This is a genomic window from Paenibacillus woosongensis (assembly GCF_009725165.1).
GTDB classification, from domain to species: domain Bacteria; phylum Bacillota; class Bacilli; order Paenibacillales; family Paenibacillaceae; genus Fontibacillus; species Fontibacillus woosongensis.
Genome location: NZ_WNZW01000001.1, coordinates 1,287,976 through 1,306,925, shown reverse-complemented (window position 1 = coordinate 1,306,925; position 18,950 = coordinate 1,287,976). Strand labels below are relative to the sequence as shown.

19 protein-coding genes are annotated in these 18,950 nt (G+C 51.2%); all 19 read left to right on the top strand.

The window, feature by feature from the left end:
- The first annotated feature begins 87 nt into the window (after window positions 1–87).
- The 19 genes from purH (at window position 88) to GNP95_RS05985 (ending at window position 18,916) form a co-directional block, all read left to right on the top strand.
- Window positions 88–1,635, top strand: a complete 1,548-nt coding sequence (gene purH / locus GNP95_RS06075; RefSeq protein WP_330163273.1) for a bifunctional phosphoribosylaminoimidazolecarboxamide formyltransferase/IMP cyclohydrolase — start codon at window positions 88–90, stop codon at window positions 1,633–1,635.
- 314 nt (window positions 1,636–1,949) lie between these two features.
- Window positions 1,950–3,215, top strand: a complete 1,266-nt coding sequence (purD, locus tag GNP95_RS06070; protein WP_155609903.1) for a phosphoribosylamine--glycine ligase — start codon at window positions 1,950–1,952, stop codon at window positions 3,213–3,215.
- Between the two features lie 165 nt (window positions 3,216–3,380).
- Window positions 3,381–3,587, top strand: a complete 207-nt coding sequence (locus tag GNP95_RS06065; RefSeq protein ID WP_155609902.1) for a hypothetical protein — start codon at window positions 3,381–3,383, stop codon at window positions 3,585–3,587.
- A gap of 16 nt (window positions 3,588–3,603) precedes the next feature.
- Window positions 3,604–3,792, top strand: a complete 189-nt coding sequence (locus GNP95_RS06060; RefSeq protein ID WP_155609901.1) for a helix-turn-helix transcriptional regulator — start codon at window positions 3,604–3,606, stop codon at window positions 3,790–3,792.
- An 89-nt stretch (window positions 3,793–3,881) separates the two neighbouring features.
- Window positions 3,882–4,130 (top strand): hypothetical protein, encoded by a 249-nt coding sequence (locus tag GNP95_RS06055; RefSeq protein ID WP_155609900.1) that lies wholly within the window; start codon window positions 3,882–3,884, stop codon window positions 4,128–4,130.
- Window positions 4,131–4,318: 188 nt separating this feature from the next.
- Window positions 4,319–5,275, top strand: coding sequence for a ring-cleaving dioxygenase (locus tag GNP95_RS06050; protein ID WP_155609899.1), 957 nt, complete (start codon window positions 4,319–4,321; stop codon window positions 5,273–5,275).
- Window positions 5,272–5,883: an alpha/beta hydrolase gene (locus tag GNP95_RS06045; RefSeq protein ID WP_155609898.1), complete on the top strand. Its 612-nt coding sequence runs from the start codon at window positions 5,272–5,274 to the stop codon at window positions 5,881–5,883. The genes GNP95_RS06050 and GNP95_RS06045 overlap by 4 nt, the downstream gene beginning before the upstream one ends.
- Before the next feature lie 84 nt (window positions 5,884–5,967).
- A complete protein-coding gene (gene ilvA, locus GNP95_RS06040; RefSeq protein ID WP_155609897.1) occupies window positions 5,968–7,242 on the top strand; it encodes a threonine ammonia-lyase IlvA in 1,275 nt (424 codons plus the stop codon).
- Window positions 7,243–7,357: 115 nt separating this feature from the next.
- On the top strand, window positions 7,358–7,975 hold the full coding sequence (locus GNP95_RS06035; protein ID WP_196427094.1) for an NUDIX hydrolase: 618 nt from the start codon (window positions 7,358–7,360) through the stop codon (window positions 7,973–7,975).
- Window positions 7,976–8,742: 767 nt separating this feature from the next.
- Window positions 8,743–8,898, top strand: a complete 156-nt coding sequence (locus GNP95_RS06030; protein WP_155609895.1) for a hypothetical protein — start codon at window positions 8,743–8,745, stop codon at window positions 8,896–8,898.
- Between the two features lie 57 nt (window positions 8,899–8,955).
- Window positions 8,956–9,843 (top strand): carbohydrate ABC transporter permease, encoded by an 888-nt coding sequence (locus tag GNP95_RS06025; RefSeq protein WP_155610052.1) that lies wholly within the window; start codon window positions 8,956–8,958, stop codon window positions 9,841–9,843.
- Window positions 9,844–9,929: 86 nt separating this feature from the next.
- Window positions 9,930–10,826, top strand: a complete 897-nt coding sequence (locus GNP95_RS06020) for a carbohydrate ABC transporter permease (protein WP_155609894.1) — start codon at window positions 9,930–9,932, stop codon at window positions 10,824–10,826.
- Window positions 10,827–10,881: 55 nt separating this feature from the next.
- Window positions 10,882–12,135, top strand: coding sequence for an ABC transporter substrate-binding protein (locus GNP95_RS06015; RefSeq protein WP_196427085.1), 1,254 nt, complete (start codon window positions 10,882–10,884; stop codon window positions 12,133–12,135).
- Window positions 12,136–12,273: 138 nt separating this feature from the next.
- Window positions 12,274–12,657, top strand: coding sequence for a hypothetical protein (locus GNP95_RS06010; RefSeq protein ID WP_196427084.1), 384 nt, complete (start codon window positions 12,274–12,276; stop codon window positions 12,655–12,657).
- 152 nt (window positions 12,658–12,809) lie between these two features.
- The gene (locus tag GNP95_RS06005) at window positions 12,810–14,417 is read left to right on the top strand and encodes a glycoside hydrolase family 43 protein (RefSeq protein WP_330163272.1); all 1,608 of its coding nucleotides are present in this window, start codon (window positions 12,810–12,812) and stop codon (window positions 14,415–14,417) included.
- Between the two features lie 108 nt (window positions 14,418–14,525).
- Window positions 14,526–15,587, top strand: a complete 1,062-nt coding sequence (locus tag GNP95_RS06000) for an NAD(P)-dependent alcohol dehydrogenase (RefSeq protein ID WP_155609891.1) — start codon at window positions 14,526–14,528, stop codon at window positions 15,585–15,587.
- Window positions 15,588–15,642: 55 nt separating this feature from the next.
- Window positions 15,643–17,424: a cache domain-containing sensor histidine kinase gene (locus tag GNP95_RS05995; RefSeq protein WP_155609890.1), complete on the top strand. Its 1,782-nt coding sequence runs from the start codon at window positions 15,643–15,645 to the stop codon at window positions 17,422–17,424.
- Complete coding sequence (locus tag GNP95_RS05990) at window positions 17,396–18,229, top strand: response regulator transcription factor (RefSeq protein ID WP_155609889.1); 834 nt, start codon at window positions 17,396–17,398, stop codon at window positions 18,227–18,229. The genes GNP95_RS05995 and GNP95_RS05990 overlap by 29 nt, the downstream gene beginning before the upstream one ends.
- Window positions 18,230–18,394: 165 nt before the next feature.
- Window positions 18,395–18,916 (top strand): MauE/DoxX family redox-associated membrane protein, encoded by a 522-nt coding sequence (locus tag GNP95_RS05985; RefSeq protein WP_155609888.1) that lies wholly within the window; start codon window positions 18,395–18,397, stop codon window positions 18,914–18,916.
- The last annotated feature ends 34 nt before the right edge of the window (window positions 18,917–18,950 follow it).

The following is an 18,950-nucleotide window of genomic DNA, read 5'->3' as shown; positions in this document are numbered from 1 at the left end:
GAATAGAGGAGCATTATTGCCATTATAGCCAGTCCGGCCTCAAGCCGGGATGTTATTCTTGCCATAATATAGAGGAGGAAGCCAATCGTGAGTATCAAAAGAGCGCTGGTTAGCGTTTCGGATAAAACGGGTATCGTGGATTTTTGCCGCGGGCTGTCGCAATTAGGAGTAGAAATCATATCAACAGGGGGCACGTCAAGTCTGCTGTCGAAGGAAGGAATTCCTGTTATCGGTATTTCTGATGTAACGGGCTTCCCGGAAGTGCTTGACGGCCGCGTGAAGACGCTGCATCCTGCTGTGCACAGCGGGCTGCTGGCGGTACGGGACAGCGCTGAGCACCAAGCGCAAATGAAGGAGCTTGGCCTGGATTACATCGATCTGGTCGTCGTCAATCTGTATCCGTTCCAGGAGACAATTGCGAAGCCGGACGTTACCTATGAGGACGCGATTGAGAATATCGACATCGGCGGGCCGACCATGCTGCGTTCCGCTGCCAAAAACCATGCTTTCGTCTCCGTCGTCGTGGATTCCGGTGATTACAGCAAGGTATTGGATGAGATCGCGGCCGGGGGAGACACAACCCTGGATACGCGCAAACAGCTTGCGGCCAAAGTTTTCCGCCATACGGCGGCTTACGATGCCCTGATTTCCGATTATTTGTCGAACGTGAACGGGGATCCGCTTCCTGAACGCTTAACGGTTACTTACGAGAAAATTCAGGATCTGCGTTATGGCGAGAATCCGCATCAGAAGGCAGCGTTTTACCGCAAGCCGCTGGCTGCGGCGGATACGCTCACTTCGGCCGAGCAGCTGCATGGCAAAGAGCTATCTTATAATAACATCAATGATGCGAATGCGGCTCTGCAAATCGTGAAGGAATTCGAAGAGCCTGCGGTCGTGGTCGTTAAGCATATGAATCCTTGCGGGGTTGGCATTGGGGAGAGCATTTACGAGGCATTCCGCAAAGCGCATGAAGCTGACCCGGTATCGATCTTCGGCGGCATCGTCGCGGCGAACCGCATCATTGACGAAGCAACGGCACTGCTGCTGAAGGAGATTTTCCTGGAAATCATCCTCGCTCCCGGCTTTACGGATGAAGCCCTGGCCGTACTGACGCAGAAGAAAAACATTCGCCTGTTGAAGGTAAACGGCCTGGAGCTTGGAGCCAATCGCAAAAGCCAGCTTGTGGTCACTTCGATCGACGGCGGCATGATCGTTCAGGACAGCGATGTTCATTCCTTGCAGGAGTCCGATTTGAAGGTCGTTACCGACCGCGCTCCTTCCAAGGAAGAATTGAAGCAGCTCCTGTTCGCCTGGAAAGTAGTTAAGCATGTTAAATCTAATGCAATTGTGCTGGCGAAGGACGATATGACAATCGGCGTAGGCGCTGGCCAAATGAACCGCGTCGGCTCGGCGAAAATCGCCATCGAGCAGGCCGGCGACAAAGTGAAAGGCAGCGTGCTGTCTTCCGACGCGTTCTTCCCGATGGGCGATACGGTAGAAGCCGCGGCTAAAGCTGGTGTGACGGCGATCATCCAGCCGGGCGGCTCGGTCAAGGACGAGGAATCGATCCAAATGGCGAACAAGTATGGGGTCGCCATGGTGTTCACCGGCATCCGCCACTTCAAACACTAGAGAGGTAGTTTTAAAAGCCGGCTTTTGATCACGAAGTAATTTCAAAGGAGCGGATTCGGCGTCGAATCTTGAATTCAGCCGGGGCTTGCGGTGCTCACGTAGGTTTAGCCTACGCTCCGCTCCTCAGCCCCTGGCTTCATTCAAGCTTCTCGGTGCTGAAAACCCGGCTTTTAAAACCTTTATTGTAAGAGGTAGTTTTAAAAGCCGGCTTTTGATCACGAAGTAAACTTTATATAACTTTGCAGATGGACAGGGACGGTGGACCGCAGAGGCGGCCTGCCGTTTGCTGTTTGGATATGAGGAGGAGCAGCGGTATGGACATTTTAGTGATTGGCGGCGGCGGCCGGGAGCATGCAATTTGCTGGGCGTTGGCCAAAAGCCCGAAGGCAGGCAAAATTTATTGCGCCCCGGGCAACGCAGGGATCGGTCAAGTAGCGGAGATTGTTCCGATTGCGGTGAACGAATTTGATAAGCTAACAGCGTTCGCTCAGGAGAAAGAGGTAGGCCTGGTCGTGGTCGGGCCGGATGATCCGCTGGCGGATGGCATCGTGGATGCGTTCGAAGCGAAGAGCATTCCGGTATTCGGGCCGCGCAAAAATGCGGCGCATATCGAAGGCAGCAAGACGTTCATGAAGGATTTGTTGAAAAAATACAACATTCCGACAGCCGCCTACGAGAAGTTCAACGATTATGGGGAGGCCAAGGCGTACCTCGACCAGCAGAAGCTGCCGATCGTCATCAAGGCAGATGGACTTGCTGCGGGCAAAGGGGTAACGGTAGCCTTCACCCGCGAGGAAGCGGACGCGGCTTTGAAGGATATTATGGTTGGCAAAGTATTCGGCGATGCGGGCAGCCAGGTGGTGATCGAGGAGTTCCTCGAAGGGCAGGAAATGTCGATCCTTGCTTTTGTAGATGGAGAAGTTGTACGTCCGATGTCGGCAGCGCAGGATCATAAGCAGGTCTATGATAACGACAAGGGACCAAACACGGGCGGCATGGGTACTTACTCACCGCTGCCGCATATCGCGGATTCCATCATCGAGGAAGCGGTCGAGATGATTATTAAACCTACAGCCAAAGCGATGGTGGCGGAAGGCCGCCCATTCCGCGGCGTGCTGTTCGCCGGGTTGATGATCTCGCCGGATGGCAAGCCAAAGACGATCGAGTTCAATGCCCGGTTCGGAGATCCTGAGACTCAGGTCGTGCTGCCGCGGCTGAAGAGCGACCTGCTGGAAATTTTCCTGGCTGCTGTTAACGGCACGCTGGACAAGGTTGAAATCGAATGGAGCAATAAAGCGGCGGTATGCGTCGTTCTCGCTTCGGGAGGCTATCCTGCGTCCTATCCCAAGGGACTGCCGATTTCCGGGCTGGATGCTGCCGGGGACGCGCTTGTTTTCCATGCCGGGACGGCAAAGAATGAAGCCGGAGAGTGGGTTACCAACGGCGGACGTGTGCTTGGTGTCGTAGGGCTGGGGCAGGATATTGCGGAAGCCCGCGAGAAGGCCTACGCTGCTGCAGGGCGCATCACTTTCGAAGGCAAGCATCAGCGCTCGGACATTGCGGTTAAAGCGCTGCGATAATATTTGAGGTAAATAGAAAAGGGCTGTCCAATCTGTAGATTGGAATGGCCCTTTTTTTATCCCATACAAATGTTGATCAAACCGCCCGAAATGTAAAACATGTTTTACATTCCCTCTTTCTGATGTTACAATTATTAACAAATATATCAAAAGAGGGTGTTGGAGATGAAAAAGCAAGCGGATGAAATGCAATTGTCAATTGCCACGCGAGCAATGAAATGGCTTGGTATTTTTTATACAGTCAGTTTATTGTTCTGGACAGTAACAGACCTCTTTTTTAATAAACAACTAGGCATTCAGTTCATTATATTACTCGCAGGTCTAATTATCTTCTTCGTTTCGATGATGGTGATGAAGCAAAAAATGCAATGATGGAGAACGGGACGAGATGAAGAATAACATCTATTTAAAAAGAAAAGAACATGGCATGTCCCAGCTGGAACTGGCGGAGAGAGTAAGTGTAACACGGCAAACCATCAATGCGGTAGAGAATAACAAGTATGACCCTAGCTTGAAACTGGCTATGAACATCGCCAAAGTCCTTAAAGTATCTGTTGAGGAGCTGTTTTTTGAATAATATAATCCGGATAAGCAGCCCGATTCTGACGCATCTTAACGATAAGAGCAATTTACGATTTATTGTTGAATGGAGGCGTCGAATCGATTATGAGCAAGGAAAAGAAGGATATGCTCCCCATCTCGCGTGAGAGGGTGGAAGTGGAAGGGCTTTATACGGATGAATGGGGGCGTTCGGAATATTTATACCGTGGGCAGGAGTTCCCAGCGGATCTGATTATGGGTTCGACGGAATGGAAGCTTACAGAGCTGGCCGACCATCCTGCCGAACACGATATTGCGGATGACTTCGAGAATACAGGGCATTCTGGAAAACGCCGCAGCGGGCAAGTGGAGTGATCATACAGTAAGAACGGTATTTTAGAGCTAACAATGCCCGCCACAACTTCTGCCACAACGTCAGCTATAGCGCCAGATAAAATCTGGCGCTGTTTGTATTTTTTCGGCCTATATTTTGCGATAGAAGATGAATTGTTGACTCAGGTTACGTATAATAACGAGAAGAAGTTTTTTCGGGAGGACGAGCCATGCCAACCACGGCAGGAATACATCATATTACGGCGTTTGTGGGAGATGTTCAGGGAAACGTGGATTTCTACGCAGGCGTCCTCGGTTTGAGATTGGTCAAGAAGACGGTTAATTTTGATGCACCAGAGGTGTATCATTTATATTTCGGGAATGAGGCCGGCGATCCAGGAACGATCATCACCTTTTTTCCGCAAGAAGGCGCGGAGAACGGGATGATCGGGGGAGGACAGGTTGGGGTAACGGTATATGCCGTACCGCCAGGGAGTCTGCTGTTCTGGCGCAAACGTCTGAAAAAGTTCGGGATTCCGTTCATGGACAATTCCCGCTTTGGTGAGGATTATGTTCGCTTTACGGATAATTCCGGCTTGCTGATCGATCTGGTAGAGCGCGCAGAAGGGCTGGAGAGCACCTGGTCTTTCAGTGGGGTGCCGTTGAAGTACGCGATCAAGGGTTTTGGCGGGGCATTGCTGTTCAGCAGCAACAGCGAAAGCACGGCAAGGGTGCTGGAGCTGATTCTCGATATGAAGCGGATCGGCGAGGAAGAAGGGCTGATTCGGTATCAGGCCGCAGGCGACCTCGGCAATTGGATTGATTTGAATGCAGAGGACATTCCGAGATGCGGCGGCGGTGCCGGAACCGTTCACCATATCGCCTGGCGGGCGAAGGATGACGAGGAGCAGGAAGAGTGGCGGCGGATGATCGAGCAGTGCGGTCTCCGACCAACGCCGATCGTGAACCGCGAGTACTTCAAAGCGCTGTATTTCCGCGAACCGGGCGGCATTCTGTTCGAGATCGCCACCGATCCTCCAGGGTTTACGATTGACGAGCCGCTGGCGCATCTTGGTGAGAACCTGATGCTGCCGGATCGTTTTGAGCCGCATCGCAGCGCGATTCTTTCTCATTTGAGCAGTTTTCAGGTACGCTCTTTAGAATATGAAGAGGAGGCAGAGGAATGAGGCATTTATTTCACGAAGGCAAGAATAGGTCGGCGCCGGTGCTGGTACTCCTGCATGGCACGGGAGGAACGGAGAGCGATTTGCTGCCGCTTGCCGCCGCTCTGTCGCCAGATTCTTCGGTTCTCGGTATTCGCGGGAATGTGCTTGAGAACGGGATGCCCCGTTTTTTCCGCCGGTTAGCCGAAGGCGTGTTTGATGAGGAGGATTTGGCGCTGCGGACTCGCGAGCTGTATGATTTTCTCGATGAGTCGGCCGTGAAGTATGGGCTTGATCGGCGCAATTATGTTGCTGTAGGATATTCGAATGGGGCTAATATCGCGGCGAGTCTGCTGTTTCATTATAATGATGCCCTTAGCGGGGCTGTGCTGCATCACCCGATGGTTCCGCTGCGGAGCGTAGTGCTTCCGGATTTGAAGGACGTTCCCGTCTTCATTGGAGCGGGGCGAAATGACCGGATGTGTTCCCCGGCCGAGACAGAGGAGCTGAGCAGCCTGCTGGAAGGAGCGGGCGCCAAGCTGACGGTGCACTGGGAAAATGCGGGACACAGCTTGACCGGAACGGAAATTGACGCGGCGGCTGCCTGGTTCAGACAGGCATTTGCGCTATAAAATGATAAGGGAGCCATCAGGACTACATTATATTTTTATATAGAGAATTACTAATTTTGTTTATAAAGAAGCGGGGAGAAAAGAATGAATCAAACGGAACAAGAAACAGAACAACGTACGGTAGGCATGGAAGAGATCGTTCGGGCCCATCATGTGCTTAAGGAAGTTGTTGTGCGCACACCGCTGCAGCTGGATGCGACATTGTCGGCGAAATACGGCTGCCGGGTGTTTTTGAAGCGGGAGGATCTTCAGGTCGTCCGTTCTTTCAAAATTCGCGGAGCCTACAATAAAATTCGCAGTCTAAGTCCGGAGGAGCTGGAGAAGGGCATTGTTTGTTCAAGCGCAGGCAACCATGCGCAAGGTGTAGCCTTCTCCTGCAATGCACTGGGAATTCCAGGCGCTATCTATATGCCGAGCACGACGCCAAATCAGAAGGTGAAGCAGGTTAAACGGTTTGGCGGCTCGCATGTGGAAGTTATTTTAACTGGAGATACGTATGACGACGCTTATGAGGAAGCGATGAAGGCGTGCCGGGACCGCGGCATGACGTTCATTCATCCGTTCGACGATGCGAAGATTGTGGCGGGCAACGGAACGATCGGCATGGAGATTCTGGAGAACCTGGATACGCCGGCGGACTATGTGTTCGTAACGATTGGCGGCGGCGGATTGGCTTCGGGGGTCGGCTCGTATATCAAGGCGATGAGTCCGGAGACGAAATTAATCGGGGTTGAGCCGCTGGGGGCTGCCTCCATGAGCGAGTCATTCAAGCAGGAGCAAGTGGTGACGCTGGAGACGATCGATAAGTTCGTAGACGGTGCGGCCGTGAAGCGGGTTGGTGATTTGAACTATCACATTTGCGCCGAGCTGCTGGACGATATCGTGAAGGTGCCGGAAGGCAAAGCCTGCACAACGATTCTCGATTTATACAATGATAGTGCGATCGTAGTGGAGCCTGCCGGAGCGCTGTCGGTGTCCGCGCTGGATATGTATAAGGACGAAATCTGCGGTAAAACGGTTGTCTGTGTCATCAGCGGCGGCAATAATGATATCGACCGCATGCAGGAAATGAAGGAGCGCTCGCTTATTTATGAAGGATTGAAGCATTATTTCATGGTGAACTTCCCTCAGCGTGCCGGAGCGCTGCGTGAATTCCTGCAGGACGTGCTGGGGCCAAACGATGACATTACCCGGTTCGAATATACGAAGAAGCATAATAAGGAGAACGGGCCAGCATTAGTGGGCATCGAACTGAGCGACCCGGCGGATTATGCAGCCTTGATCGGCCGTATGAAAGCAAAGGGGATTGCCTATACGGAGCTGAACCGAGATCTGAATTTGTTCAATTTGTTGATTTGAGCTTGAGTTGGAGCTTGGCTTTGATTTTAGCTTCAATTGGAGTTGGAGCTTGAGCTGGTGAGTTTGGATCAGCGGAATAATCTGGTTGTAGAACGGAGGTCGGGTGCAGATGGGCATGGATCCAAAATGGCTGGAATGGGCGAAGCAAATTCAGGCGCTTGCTCAAACCGGGCTTGCCTATACGAAGGATGTCTACGATGCGGAACGTTATGAAGCACTCCGGGAACTCAGCATCGATATTATGAATAGTTATACTACGGTGGACCGGGAGATTATTGAGCTGTCGTTCGCTAATGAGCGGGGGTATGCTACGCCTAAGGTGGATATTCGCGGCGTTGTGTTCAAGGATAACAAAATACTGCTCGTACAGGAGAAGCTTGACGGTGATTGGGCATTGCCTGGAGGATGGGGAGATATCGGGCTGTCTCCTACCGAAGTGGCGGTGAAGGAAATCAAGGAGGAGTCCGGCTACGAAGCGGTACCGGTTCGATTGCTCGCTGTTCTGGATAAAAAATTCCATGGTCACCCTCCAGAGCCGTATCACGTCTATAAGTTTTTTATTCAATGCGAAATTATTGGCGGTGAAGCTGCAGAGGGGCTTGAAACGAGCGGCGTTGCCTTTTTTGAGGAAACTCAGCTTCCGAAGCTATCCCTCCAAAGAAACACAGAGGAGCAGATCAAGATGATGTTCCAATTTCTGAGAAACCCGGATAAACCAACAATTGTCGATTAGAATGAACTGCGGCACTCAGCAGCCTGTTGATCTAAAAAAGTTGCAAATTGAAGGCAGCCTACAGCGGCCAAAGTGAACTGTGACCGGATTTATGAAATAGGTTACAGTTCATTGAGCTGGATGGGCTGCTTTTTTGTGTTGTCAGCAAGTTACTAACGGACCGAGGAGCCGCTATTGTCGCAAAATTGAGTACAAACCCAGGCTAACGGACCTGAGAGGCCTTATTTAGCTAAAAAGGTTGCTTTAGCCGGTGATTTTTAGCGAATAGGGTCTTCTGTGTCCGTTATCCGTTAGGTACGGTAATGAGCAGTTTTGTCACAGATAGCGTCTATGGTGTCCATAAGGTCTCGCCTCAACATGATTCTCCATTACTACACATCCCCCCTACACTCGCCGTCGCCCCTATTTCGCACTAAACTTACTTACCCTGTACTTGTTCCTATTCATGCGGCTGCACTCAACGGAACGCTCCATAACAGCGCATCAATCTACAAGCTGAACGAGAGAAGAACCCAATCGATGTCCTATTTTAACTAATCGTCGTGCCATAACAAACGATGGAACTATTGCTACAATTGTTCTTGTAAGCGTATACAGAATGCGTGTGTATAGTGCTTTAACTCTGTAACCGCTGTTGTTCAGATGCCAAGCACCGTGCTCTGGAGGTTCCCAGGGTTCGAAAGGCTATTTAGCTCAATGCCGCGCTGGGAGTTCCCCAGGTTTGGCATGCAGCGCAACGCCACCGCTGGGCGGAGGGCTTTAAAGCAATGCATTGCAACACCGCCAGCTGGAGGGTCGTAGCGCGCGAAAATTTTGCAGCCAGCAGCCTCATGCATGGTGAAGCGTCGGGCGATGCGGTTCACGAGCGGAGCCGGGCAGTAGTTGTACACGACAGATGCGATGAATCCTTCGCAGTGATCTAGTGGGAACGGTTCTTGAAAGCAAGCAGGACAATTGCGATGAGAAAGGGGAGAGCTGTAATGAGAGAGACGGGCTTGAAGCGGCTGACGAGCGGAGCCTTTTTTATGGGGCCTGCGCTATTGATTTTTGCTGCGGTTATCATTATTCCTATCGGGATGAGCATGTATTACAGCTTGTTTCAATGGGATGCGATTTCGGCCATGATTTTTACCGGAATGGACAATTATACGCGGTTGTTCCAGGACCCGGTGCTATGGATTTCGTTAAAAAATTCGCTGTTCCTCACGTTGGGGGCATTGCTGATCCAACTGCCTGTCGGGCTGTTTCTGGCGATTCTGCTCGGCTACAAGCTGAGAGGCTCCAATTTTATGAAAACGATCTATTTTACGCCCGTGATGCTGTCGACCGCGGTGCTGGGCATCCTGTGGGCGCAGATCTATGATCCAAACTTCGGTCTGCTGAATAACCTGCTGATCAAGCTTGGCCTGCAGAGCTGGACCCATGCCTGGCTTGGGGAGACGGGGACGGCGCTGGCTTCGGTTATTGCGGTCGTCGCCTGGCAGTTTATCGGCTTCTATGTTGTCGTATATTTCGCGGCGCTGCAGAACATATCCGACGAAGTGCTTGAGGCCGCTCGGGTTGAAGGGGCCAGTGAGTGGAGAATCGTGTTCAACATTCAGATTCCGCTCATTTGGGGGACGATTACGTTCACGGTGCTGAACTGTGTCATCAACTCGCTGAAGTATTTTGACCTCATCTATATTATGACGGGCGGCGGACCTAACAACTCCAGCGAGGTCATTGCCAGCTACATGATGAAGAACGCCTTCAAGCTGATGGATTACGGGTATGGAAGCGCCATATCGACCTTCCTGCTGCTGTTCGGGTTGTTCCTGGCGCTGATCATTTTTAAGTTGCTAAACAAGGGCAGCGCTAAATTTCAATAAGAAGAACATAGGCGGAGGAAGCTAAAACGCTGGCTGAAGATGCTTATGAATGAATTTCATCATCCTAAAGAAAGGAGAGGGTCATCTTGCTTAGAGCACATGCGGGAGCACATCGTCAACAGCCGAAGAGTACGGGAGTGAGCAGCGAACGACGCTTTTTTGGCCAGAAAACCGCTGTGAAATTTCTGCTGTACGCTATCCTGCTGACTCACCTGGTGTTTACGGGATATCCGTTTGTTTGGATGGTCATCTCATCCTTTAAGAGCAACAAGGAGTATTTCGCGAATCCGTGGGGATTGCCGTCGGAGTGGCGGTTCGATAATTTCGCCAAAGCCTGGAGCGAAGGAATCGGCGGATATTTGTTCAACAGCTTGTACATTACGCTGTTCTCTGTGATCGGTCTGCTGATCGTGGCGACCTTGATCGGATTTTATTTTGCGGCCCGTCCTTTCAAAGGCTCCGGCCTGCTGCTGGGAATGTTCTTTTTAGGTATGCTCATACCGGTGCACAGCACGCTGATTCCGTTGTTTATGATCTCGAACCGGATCGGCACTTACGATACGTTTTGGGCGTTGTTTTTTCCATACATCGCATTTAACCTGCCGGTGGCGGTATTTCTGTCCTATGGATTTTTCCGGGAGGTACCAAGGGAGATCGAGGAGGCGGCAACCGTGGACGGCTGCGGCATATACCAGAGCTTTTTCCGCGTATACTTTCCGCTGGCCAAGCCGGTGCTGGCTACGGTGACGATCGTTTCTTTTTTCAACATTATGAATGATTTCGTCTTTCCGTTAGTGATGATTTCCAAGGAATCTTTGAAAACGCTGCCGATCGGACTGATGATGTTCAAAGGCAATTTCAGCGCAGACTATTCACTGATCAGCGCGGCATTAGTTATAACTACAGCCCCGATCCTTATGCTGTACATGTTCCTGCAAAAGTACGTTCACAAAGGGGTTGTGGCTGGCTCGGTCAAGGGCTAGGTGCAGGGACAGGCTGGGGTTTATAATAAACATGACAAATCGAGGGGGAACACCAATGAAGAAGGTATTCGCAGTAGTGATGCTTGCCGTGTTGCTTACCGTTACGGCATGCTCCAACCAAGGGGAGAGCAAGAAACAGGCAGGCGTGAAGGAATTGACGATGTGGAGCATGGAGACACGCAGCCGGGACACGATCGAGAAATCGATCAAGGAATTCAATGATACGCATCCGGATATCCATTTGACGGCAGAGTTTTTTGAGGACGAGGCTTTGAAAACGAAAATGAAGGTGGCGATTGCGGGCAATCAGCTGCCGGATATTATTACGTACTGGAGCGGGGAAACGTTCGATACGCTGGTGTCCACCAATATGCTGGGCGATATTACGGACAAGCTGGCCCAGGACGCGGAGTTAAAAGATAACGTGCTGCCGGGCGGACTGGATACGTTCACCTATGAAGATAAGACCTATGCCATTCCTGTCTTATTCAGCGGCGTATCGCTCTGGTATAATAAAGAGATCTTTGCTGAGAATGGCTTGACTCCGCCTGCAACCTATGATGAACTTTTAAGTGTGGTGGATCAGCTGAACGCGAAGGATATTACGCCGATTACGATCGCCGGAAAGGAACGCTGGCCGATGCTGCACTGGTTCTCTTATCTGGCTCAGCGGGTCGGTGGAACGGAGCCGTTCGAGAAGGCCAAGAACGGTGAGGCGGATTTCACGCAGGACAGCTTCGTACAGGCTGGAGAAATGCTGAGAGAGCTGGCGATTGATCGAAAGGGTTTTGTAAACGGATTCTTGGGATTGGATTATGCCGCGGCTGAGTCTTTGTTCGTTAACGAACGTGCGGCGATGTATTTGCAGGGAGAATGGGCCATGGAAGCTTTTCTGAACGATGAGTTTGCGGAGAAGGTAGGTTTCGTGCCGTTCCCTGCGGTGGATGGCGGCCAAGGCAGCATCAATGTGTATCAAGGCGGCTTCGGCGTAGGCATGGCGATCTCGTCCAAGGCGGATCAGGACGCGGCATATAGCGCGATTCGTTTTCTGTCCAGCCCAGAGCAGAGAAAGGAAATTTACGAAGGCGCTAACATCAGCCCGATGAAAAATCCTGGCCTCGACGATTCCAAGATGCATCCGCTTGCTTATGAATACGATAAGTCGATCAGCGACAATCTGGAAGGCTTCTTCGGATATTACGACCAGACGCTTGACGCGAGACGGGCAGACCAGTTCCTCGATCTGATGGGGGCAATCGTCGGCCAGAGCAGCAATGATGTGAAGGAAGAATTGGCGAAGATTAAGTAAGGCTGCGAATTATATAAGTTGAACTACAAAATGGGATGCGGGCAAGGGAGAGAAGTGATTCCGAAGTAACTGTAAGCTTGCTGGTGAAAGCTGCTTTTGCTTGTGATTGGCTTAAATCTGCTTTGGGTGAATAAGCTTATGGTCGGCTTAAAGCTGCTTAGAGAGCATGGGCTTGTGGTTGGCCAAAAGCTGCTTAGAGAGCATAAGCTTGTGGTCGCCTTAGTGACCGATTCCCGGATTTCTACCTCTTTAGACATGGACAATTATGAACCTAAATCATCCAAAGAAATCTGGGAACAACAGCGATCGCAGGAAGGATTTTACGGAACTTGCCCTACATCCATTTCAGTTCAGTCGTTCAACTTTCATTTTCATGGTTCAACTTATATAAATGGATTTATGGTAGTTAAGTTCTGCGGCAAGGAATGGAAAGTAGATTTAAATGTATTTCATGTCATTAGAAGAAGCAAGATGGCCATTATGGGCTGGATACTTGATTTTAGGTGCATGAAATCCATCTGATTTTTCGAAACATTCGGTTGGAGTGTAATTAGATACATGAATTCCATTTAGTGTGCGGCGCAGTTTTAATGAATGGCAATTTAGGGTGTGACTGCTTATATAAGTGAAACGGCAGTAATGCAGACAACTAGGACGAAGTGGAGGAAAATGCGGTGTCTCAAATTATCAATCCGATTTTGAGGGGATTTAACCCGGATCCATCGATCATTCGGGTGGGCGATGATTACTATATCGCGACTTCAACGTTTGAATGGTTCCCGGGGGTCCAGATCCATCATTCCCGAGATTTAAAAAACTGGCAGCTCATCGGCCATCCGCTGAGCCGGACGAGCCAGCTTGATATGATGGGGAATCCCGACTCCGGTGGAGTCTGGGCGCCTTGCCTAAGCTATCATGATGGAACATATTATTTAATATATACCGATGTTAAAAGCCATATGGGGCCGTTCAAGGATACGCATAACTACCTGGTTACAGCGAAGGATATCCGCGGTCCATGGTCGGAGCCGGTCTATCTGAACAGCAGCGGCTTCGACCCATCGATGTACCATGAAGAGGACGGCACAAAATGGGTGCTGAACATGGTCTGGGATCACCGCAAAGGGAAAAACCACTTCGGCGGCATCGTCATTCAGCAATATTCAGAAGAGGAGCAGCGGCTGGTTGGGCCGATCCACAATATTTTCCGGGGAACACCGCTGGGGTTGACGGAAGGTTCGCATATTTATAAGGCCAACGGCTATTATCATCTGATGACAGCGGAAGGCGGAACCCGGTACGGCCATGCCATCACGATGGCGCGTTCGGCTACGCTGCTCGGCACTTACGAGGCCGACCCGAACGGTCCGCTGCTGACCTCGGCGGATCGCCCGGAAGCGGCGCTGCAGCGGGCAGGTCACGGAAGCCTGGTGGAGACGCAGCATGGCGAGCTGTACGTCGTGCATCTGTGCGGACGTCCGCTGCGGCCATCGATGTGCTGCACGCTCGGCCGCGAGACGGCCATTCAGAAGGTGGAATGGTCGGAGGACGGCTGGCTGCGCCTGACGACGGGCGATCATGAGCCGCAGGTTCAGGTGGCGGGGCCGAGCCTGCCGGAGCATCCTTTTGCGCCAGAGCCGGAGACTGAGCATTTCGACGATGGAGAGATCAGCCGCCATTTCAGCACACTGCGCGAGCCGCTTGCCGAAGCATGGGCGTCGCTGAAGGAGCGTCCGGGTTATTTGCGGCTGCGAGGCCGGGAGTCGTTGTATTCGCATCACCGCCAAAGTCTGGTGGCGCGCCGGCAGCAGTCTTTTCTCGTGGAAGCGGAGACCGTCGTTGAATTTGCACCTGATACCTACCAGCAGATGGCCGGTCTGATCTATTACTACAATACAAAAAATTATTATTACTTACAGATCAGCCACGATGAACAATTGGGCAAATGCCTAGGCATCATGTTGAGCGACCGTGGCGTCTACGACGAACCTCTGGAGGCGCCGGTCTCCATCGAAGGCTGGGAGCGCTGCTATATGAAAGCAATCATTCGCTACGAGTCGCTGCGCTTCTATTATTCCCGCGACGGTGAAGAGTGGCTCGCAATTGGCGGAGAAATGGATGCAACCAAGCTCTCGGATGAGAATGCGGAGCTGGTCAAGGATGGCATTGCCCTCGATCAGGGCTTTACCGGAGCTTTTATCGGCATATGCGCCCAGGATTTGAGCGGCCGGCAGCTGCATGCCGATTTCGATTATTTCACATACCGCGAGCTGGATGAGTAGCTGTCAAACTGTGGTTGGTTAACTAAGGTAGACGAGAAATAGGTCCTAACAGGATTTAATATTGGAGAGCCGGATAGGCAGAATTTTTAGGCTAAGGGAGAGCAGACTATGTCGAACAATATACCGAATGTAATGGATGCTGCTGTACTGAACAAACCGATGGATATCGAAATCAAACAGGTGCCGGTTCCAAGCATTAAAGAGGATGAGGCCTTGGTGAAAGTGTACTGTATCGGGGTATGCGGCTCCGATGTCCATTATTACGAGCATGGGCGGATCGGCCGTTATGTCGTAGAGAAGCCGATCATTCTCGGCCATGAGCTGGCCGGGGAAGTGGTGCAGATCGGAGCAAAGGTCGCGAACGTCTCCGTCGGCGACCGGGTCGCCGTAGAGCCGGGAGTGGCTTGCGGGCGCTGCGAATACTGCAAATCAGGGCGCTATAATTTATGCCCGGACGTCGTCTTCATGGCTACTCCTCCGGTGGATGGAGCCTGGGCGGAATACGTTGCCGTGCGCAGCGACTTCCTATTCCGGCTGCCGGACGAGATGAGTTTCGAGCAGGGGGCTTTGTTGGAGCCGCTGTCCGTGGGCATGCACGCGATGATTCGCGGCAAGGTCAGTCCGGCGGATCGGATGCTTGTGACAGGGCTCGGCCCGATCGGACTCCTGGCGATCCAGGCTGCGAAAATTTACGGCGTCACGGAAATTTACGCGACGGACGTCGTTCCGTTCCGGCAGGAGCTCGCGCTGAAAATGGGCGTTACCGCGGTCATCGATCCTTCGAAGGAAAATTTGAAGGAGCGGCTCGCAGAGCTGACCGGCGGACAAGGTGTGACGGTCGTCGTGGAATCATCCGGTAACGCGCGGGCCATCGCGGATGCCTTCGGTGCCGTCAACCGCGGCGGGCGTGTTGTGCTGGTCGGCATGCCGGCAGCGTCGGAAATCCCGGTCGATATTAACACGATCATCGACGGTGAGATCGATGTATACGGATTGTTCCGTTACGCGAACACGTATCCGTCAGCTATCCAGGCACTAAGCAAATCCGAAATTGATATCGAACAGGTCATTACGCATAAATATGCGCTTAAGGATATTAAAGAAGCGGTCGAAGTCGCGCGCACCGAGAAGGAAACGAGCATCAAGGTTATGATTTATCCGAAGCTGTAAGCGGGCAGGCTGCCCGCTTCGCTATACCCCTTAGACCAGTCAGGAGGCAATAAATATGAGGCTGCTGAGCAAGATGGGTTTGGACAAGACGAGAGGCCAGATTTTCGTCGGATTCATCGTCATGATGATTATCGTGTTGTCGCTAACGGTCAGCAGCCTCTATTATTTGCTGTCGAAGGTGCAGAAGGAGAACGCCTCCCGCTATATTGACGAGATTGCGGAGCAGGCCAGCGGACGGTTGGAATCGCTGCTGAGCGAAATCAATGTCCTGACTCTGCAGCTTGCGATGGATGAGCGGGTTCAGGATCAGCTTGCCGATGAACTGCGGGGCGAAACCACAACCTATGACGAAAAAATGCAGCTGCGGAAGATTCTGATCGATAAAACGGCATATTCGGAGACGATCCGGGAAATCGAGCTGTTCTCTGAGGAGAACAGCCTTTACCCGATTGTCGAGCAGAATATTGCCGCCCGGGTCGGTGAACGATACGTACGGGAGGCGAATGAAGCTCACCAGGTTGGCGCGATGATCTGGATTGGCCGCGATCCCCAGAATCCGGAGGATCTGCTGGCGGTCCGGCGGGTCAAGGTAGAGAAGCTGGACTACCAGAACGGGGGATATTTGGTCATTCGCATCAAGCCCTCCCTCGTTGATTTCATCAGCAGGGATGTCGCAAAAGCGAGGGGAAGCATCATGCGGCTGCTCGATGCCGATGGCAACGAGATATCGCTGGCGGGAACTGAAGGCGCTGTGGCTTCATCCGATTCCCCGGAGGAGGATGCGATCAACAGGGCGGAGTATGTCACTGTGCAGCGGAAGATCAAAACGACCGACTGGCAGCTGGAGATTATGGTTCTGAAGACGGCTCTGACGGAGGAAATCCATTTTCTGCAGGATGTGCTCATCTGGGCCAGCGTTCTTAGCATCGTCGTATTCGCGGTCCTTTCCTATTACCTGTCTTTATTGATTACGTCGCCAATCAAAAGGCTGACGAGGGTGATGCAAAAGGGCAAAGGCGGGAACCCGCAGGAGAATCCGGAAACGTACTTCAATCGTGAGGTTAATCTGCTGAACGTGAAATATAATCAAATGGTTCGGGAGATCAACCATTTAATCAAGTCGGTTTATGAAAAAGAGCTGATCAAAAGCAAAAGCGAAATCAGAGCGCTGCATTCGCAAATTCACCCGCATTTCCTGTTCAATACGCTGGATTCGCTATACTGGGCCCATATCCGCAAAGGGGATGACGAGTTGGCCCAAATGGTCATCCGGCTTGCCGATATGTTCCGCTACAGTATTCAATCGAGCGGGGAGGACGGCTTCGTTACTGTAGCCGAGGAGCTGGAGCAGGTCAGGCGCTACGTCTATATAATGAAGATGCGCTGGCATGAACGGCTGCAGGTCCACATTCATGACGACCCGGCCGTGCATGGGCTGAAAATTCCGAAGCTGACGATTCAGCCGCTGATTGAGAATGCGATTGTTCATGGCATTGAACCGCTGGAAAGCGGAGGAATCATTGAGCTCACGGTAAGCGAGCGGGACGGGATTGTCTCGTTCCTCATCGCCGATAACGGTGTCGGCATGCGTGAAGCCGAGCTGGCGGACGTTCGGGAAAGGCTGCAGAACGATATGAATGTGGCGTTTATGTCCAGCGGCAAAGGCATTGGCATGTTCAATGTCAGCAAGCTGATCCAGTTCCATTACGGCCCCGATTACGGTATTCGCATCGAAAGCCGGCAAAATGGAGGCACCGTTGTTGAGGTGAGGATTCCTGCCGAGCAGGCTCAGGAGGAGGTGGATCGAGATGAGCATACCGGCGATCCTAGTCGTTGATGACGAATACAACACGAGAATGGGTGTGTCCTACACACTGCAGCAATGGGGAGACGGCAAGATCGACATCGCCGCAGCGGAGAACGGGCAGCAGGCGCTGAACATGCTCCGGGAGCGGGAATACGATCTGCTCATCACCGATATTCGCATGCCCCTTATGACCGGTATTGAACTGCTGGAGGCGCTGCGAAGGGAGAAAAACGAGATCGCAGCCGTACTGCTCACCGGGTTCGCGGAATTCGAATACGCCCAGCAGGGCCTGCGGCTGGGAGCGATCGATTACCTGCTGAAGCCGGTGCAGCAATCCGAGCTCATCAAGATGGCCGAGAAGGCGCTAAACAAGGCCCGCCTGGCGAAAGAGCGAAGGGCGCGCCTGCAGCAGCATTTCAGCGAGCTTGAGCTAAATGAAGCGGGTGCGGCAAATGGACGGCAAGGCCAGACGAGCCAGAGTCAAGACCCGCTTAGTCTGCATACGAGCAACGAGTATGTGATCAAAGCGGTTCAATACATCGATGAGCATATTTCCGACGTACTTACGATTAAGGAAGTGGCTCAGCAGGTCCATCTGAATCCAAGTTATTTCAGCGTGCTATTCAAGGAGGAAGCCGGTGTCACCTTCATCGATTATGTCACCCGGCTTCGCATGAAGAAGGCCAAGGAGCTGCTGGAAGGCTCCAGCCTGAGCCTGGACGCCATTTCGGAGCAGATCGGCCTGCAAACGACGAGCTATTTTATCCGCATGTTCAAAAGGTTTGAAAACATGACCCCGAAGCAATATCGCGATCAAGTGAAAATCAAATCCTAGGCTGCCTGATATGGGCAGTCTTTTTTAGATACATCCGAAGATTTTCAACAAAGAATCGGAAGAATAAAGCATATATGGAAAATATGTAATCATGCTATAATTTGGCTTAAAATATAGAATTTAGACATTTGAAACAACTAGATAGAGGAGGAGGTTAATGGGGATATGATTATTTATTTTCAAGTTTTTATTTCGTTGTTATTGTTTGTTTCTTCTATTACAAAAATTTTTAACTTAACCTCATTTCAGAAAACCATAGATCAGTTAGAGCCAATAAATATGGTCAAACAATTGGGAGCGATGACAGTTATCATTATTGAACTAATTATTGGCATAAGCATTCTGTTTAAAGAGTTATTGATATTTGCCCTGATATTATTAGTCATATTATTACTGTCATTTTTGTGGGCTGCAGTTAGAGCTATGAGTTTACATAAATTAATTGATTGCAATTGTTTCGGCGGGGTAACAAGTGAATCATTAGGTTGGGGAACGATATTAAAAGTTTGTGCTCTTGCCTTATGCGGGGCAGTACTGCTTTTATCTAGTACTACATTAAATATATGGAACTATCCATTGAAGGATATTTTAGGTTCATTGTATGTTTCGATTTCAATACTTACGTTGTACAGTTTAATAAATATTACTATAAAGTTGTTTGAAAGCGTTATCTTAAATAAGGGGTAAGGGGTGAATTTATTGGAGAACTTCCTTGTGATTG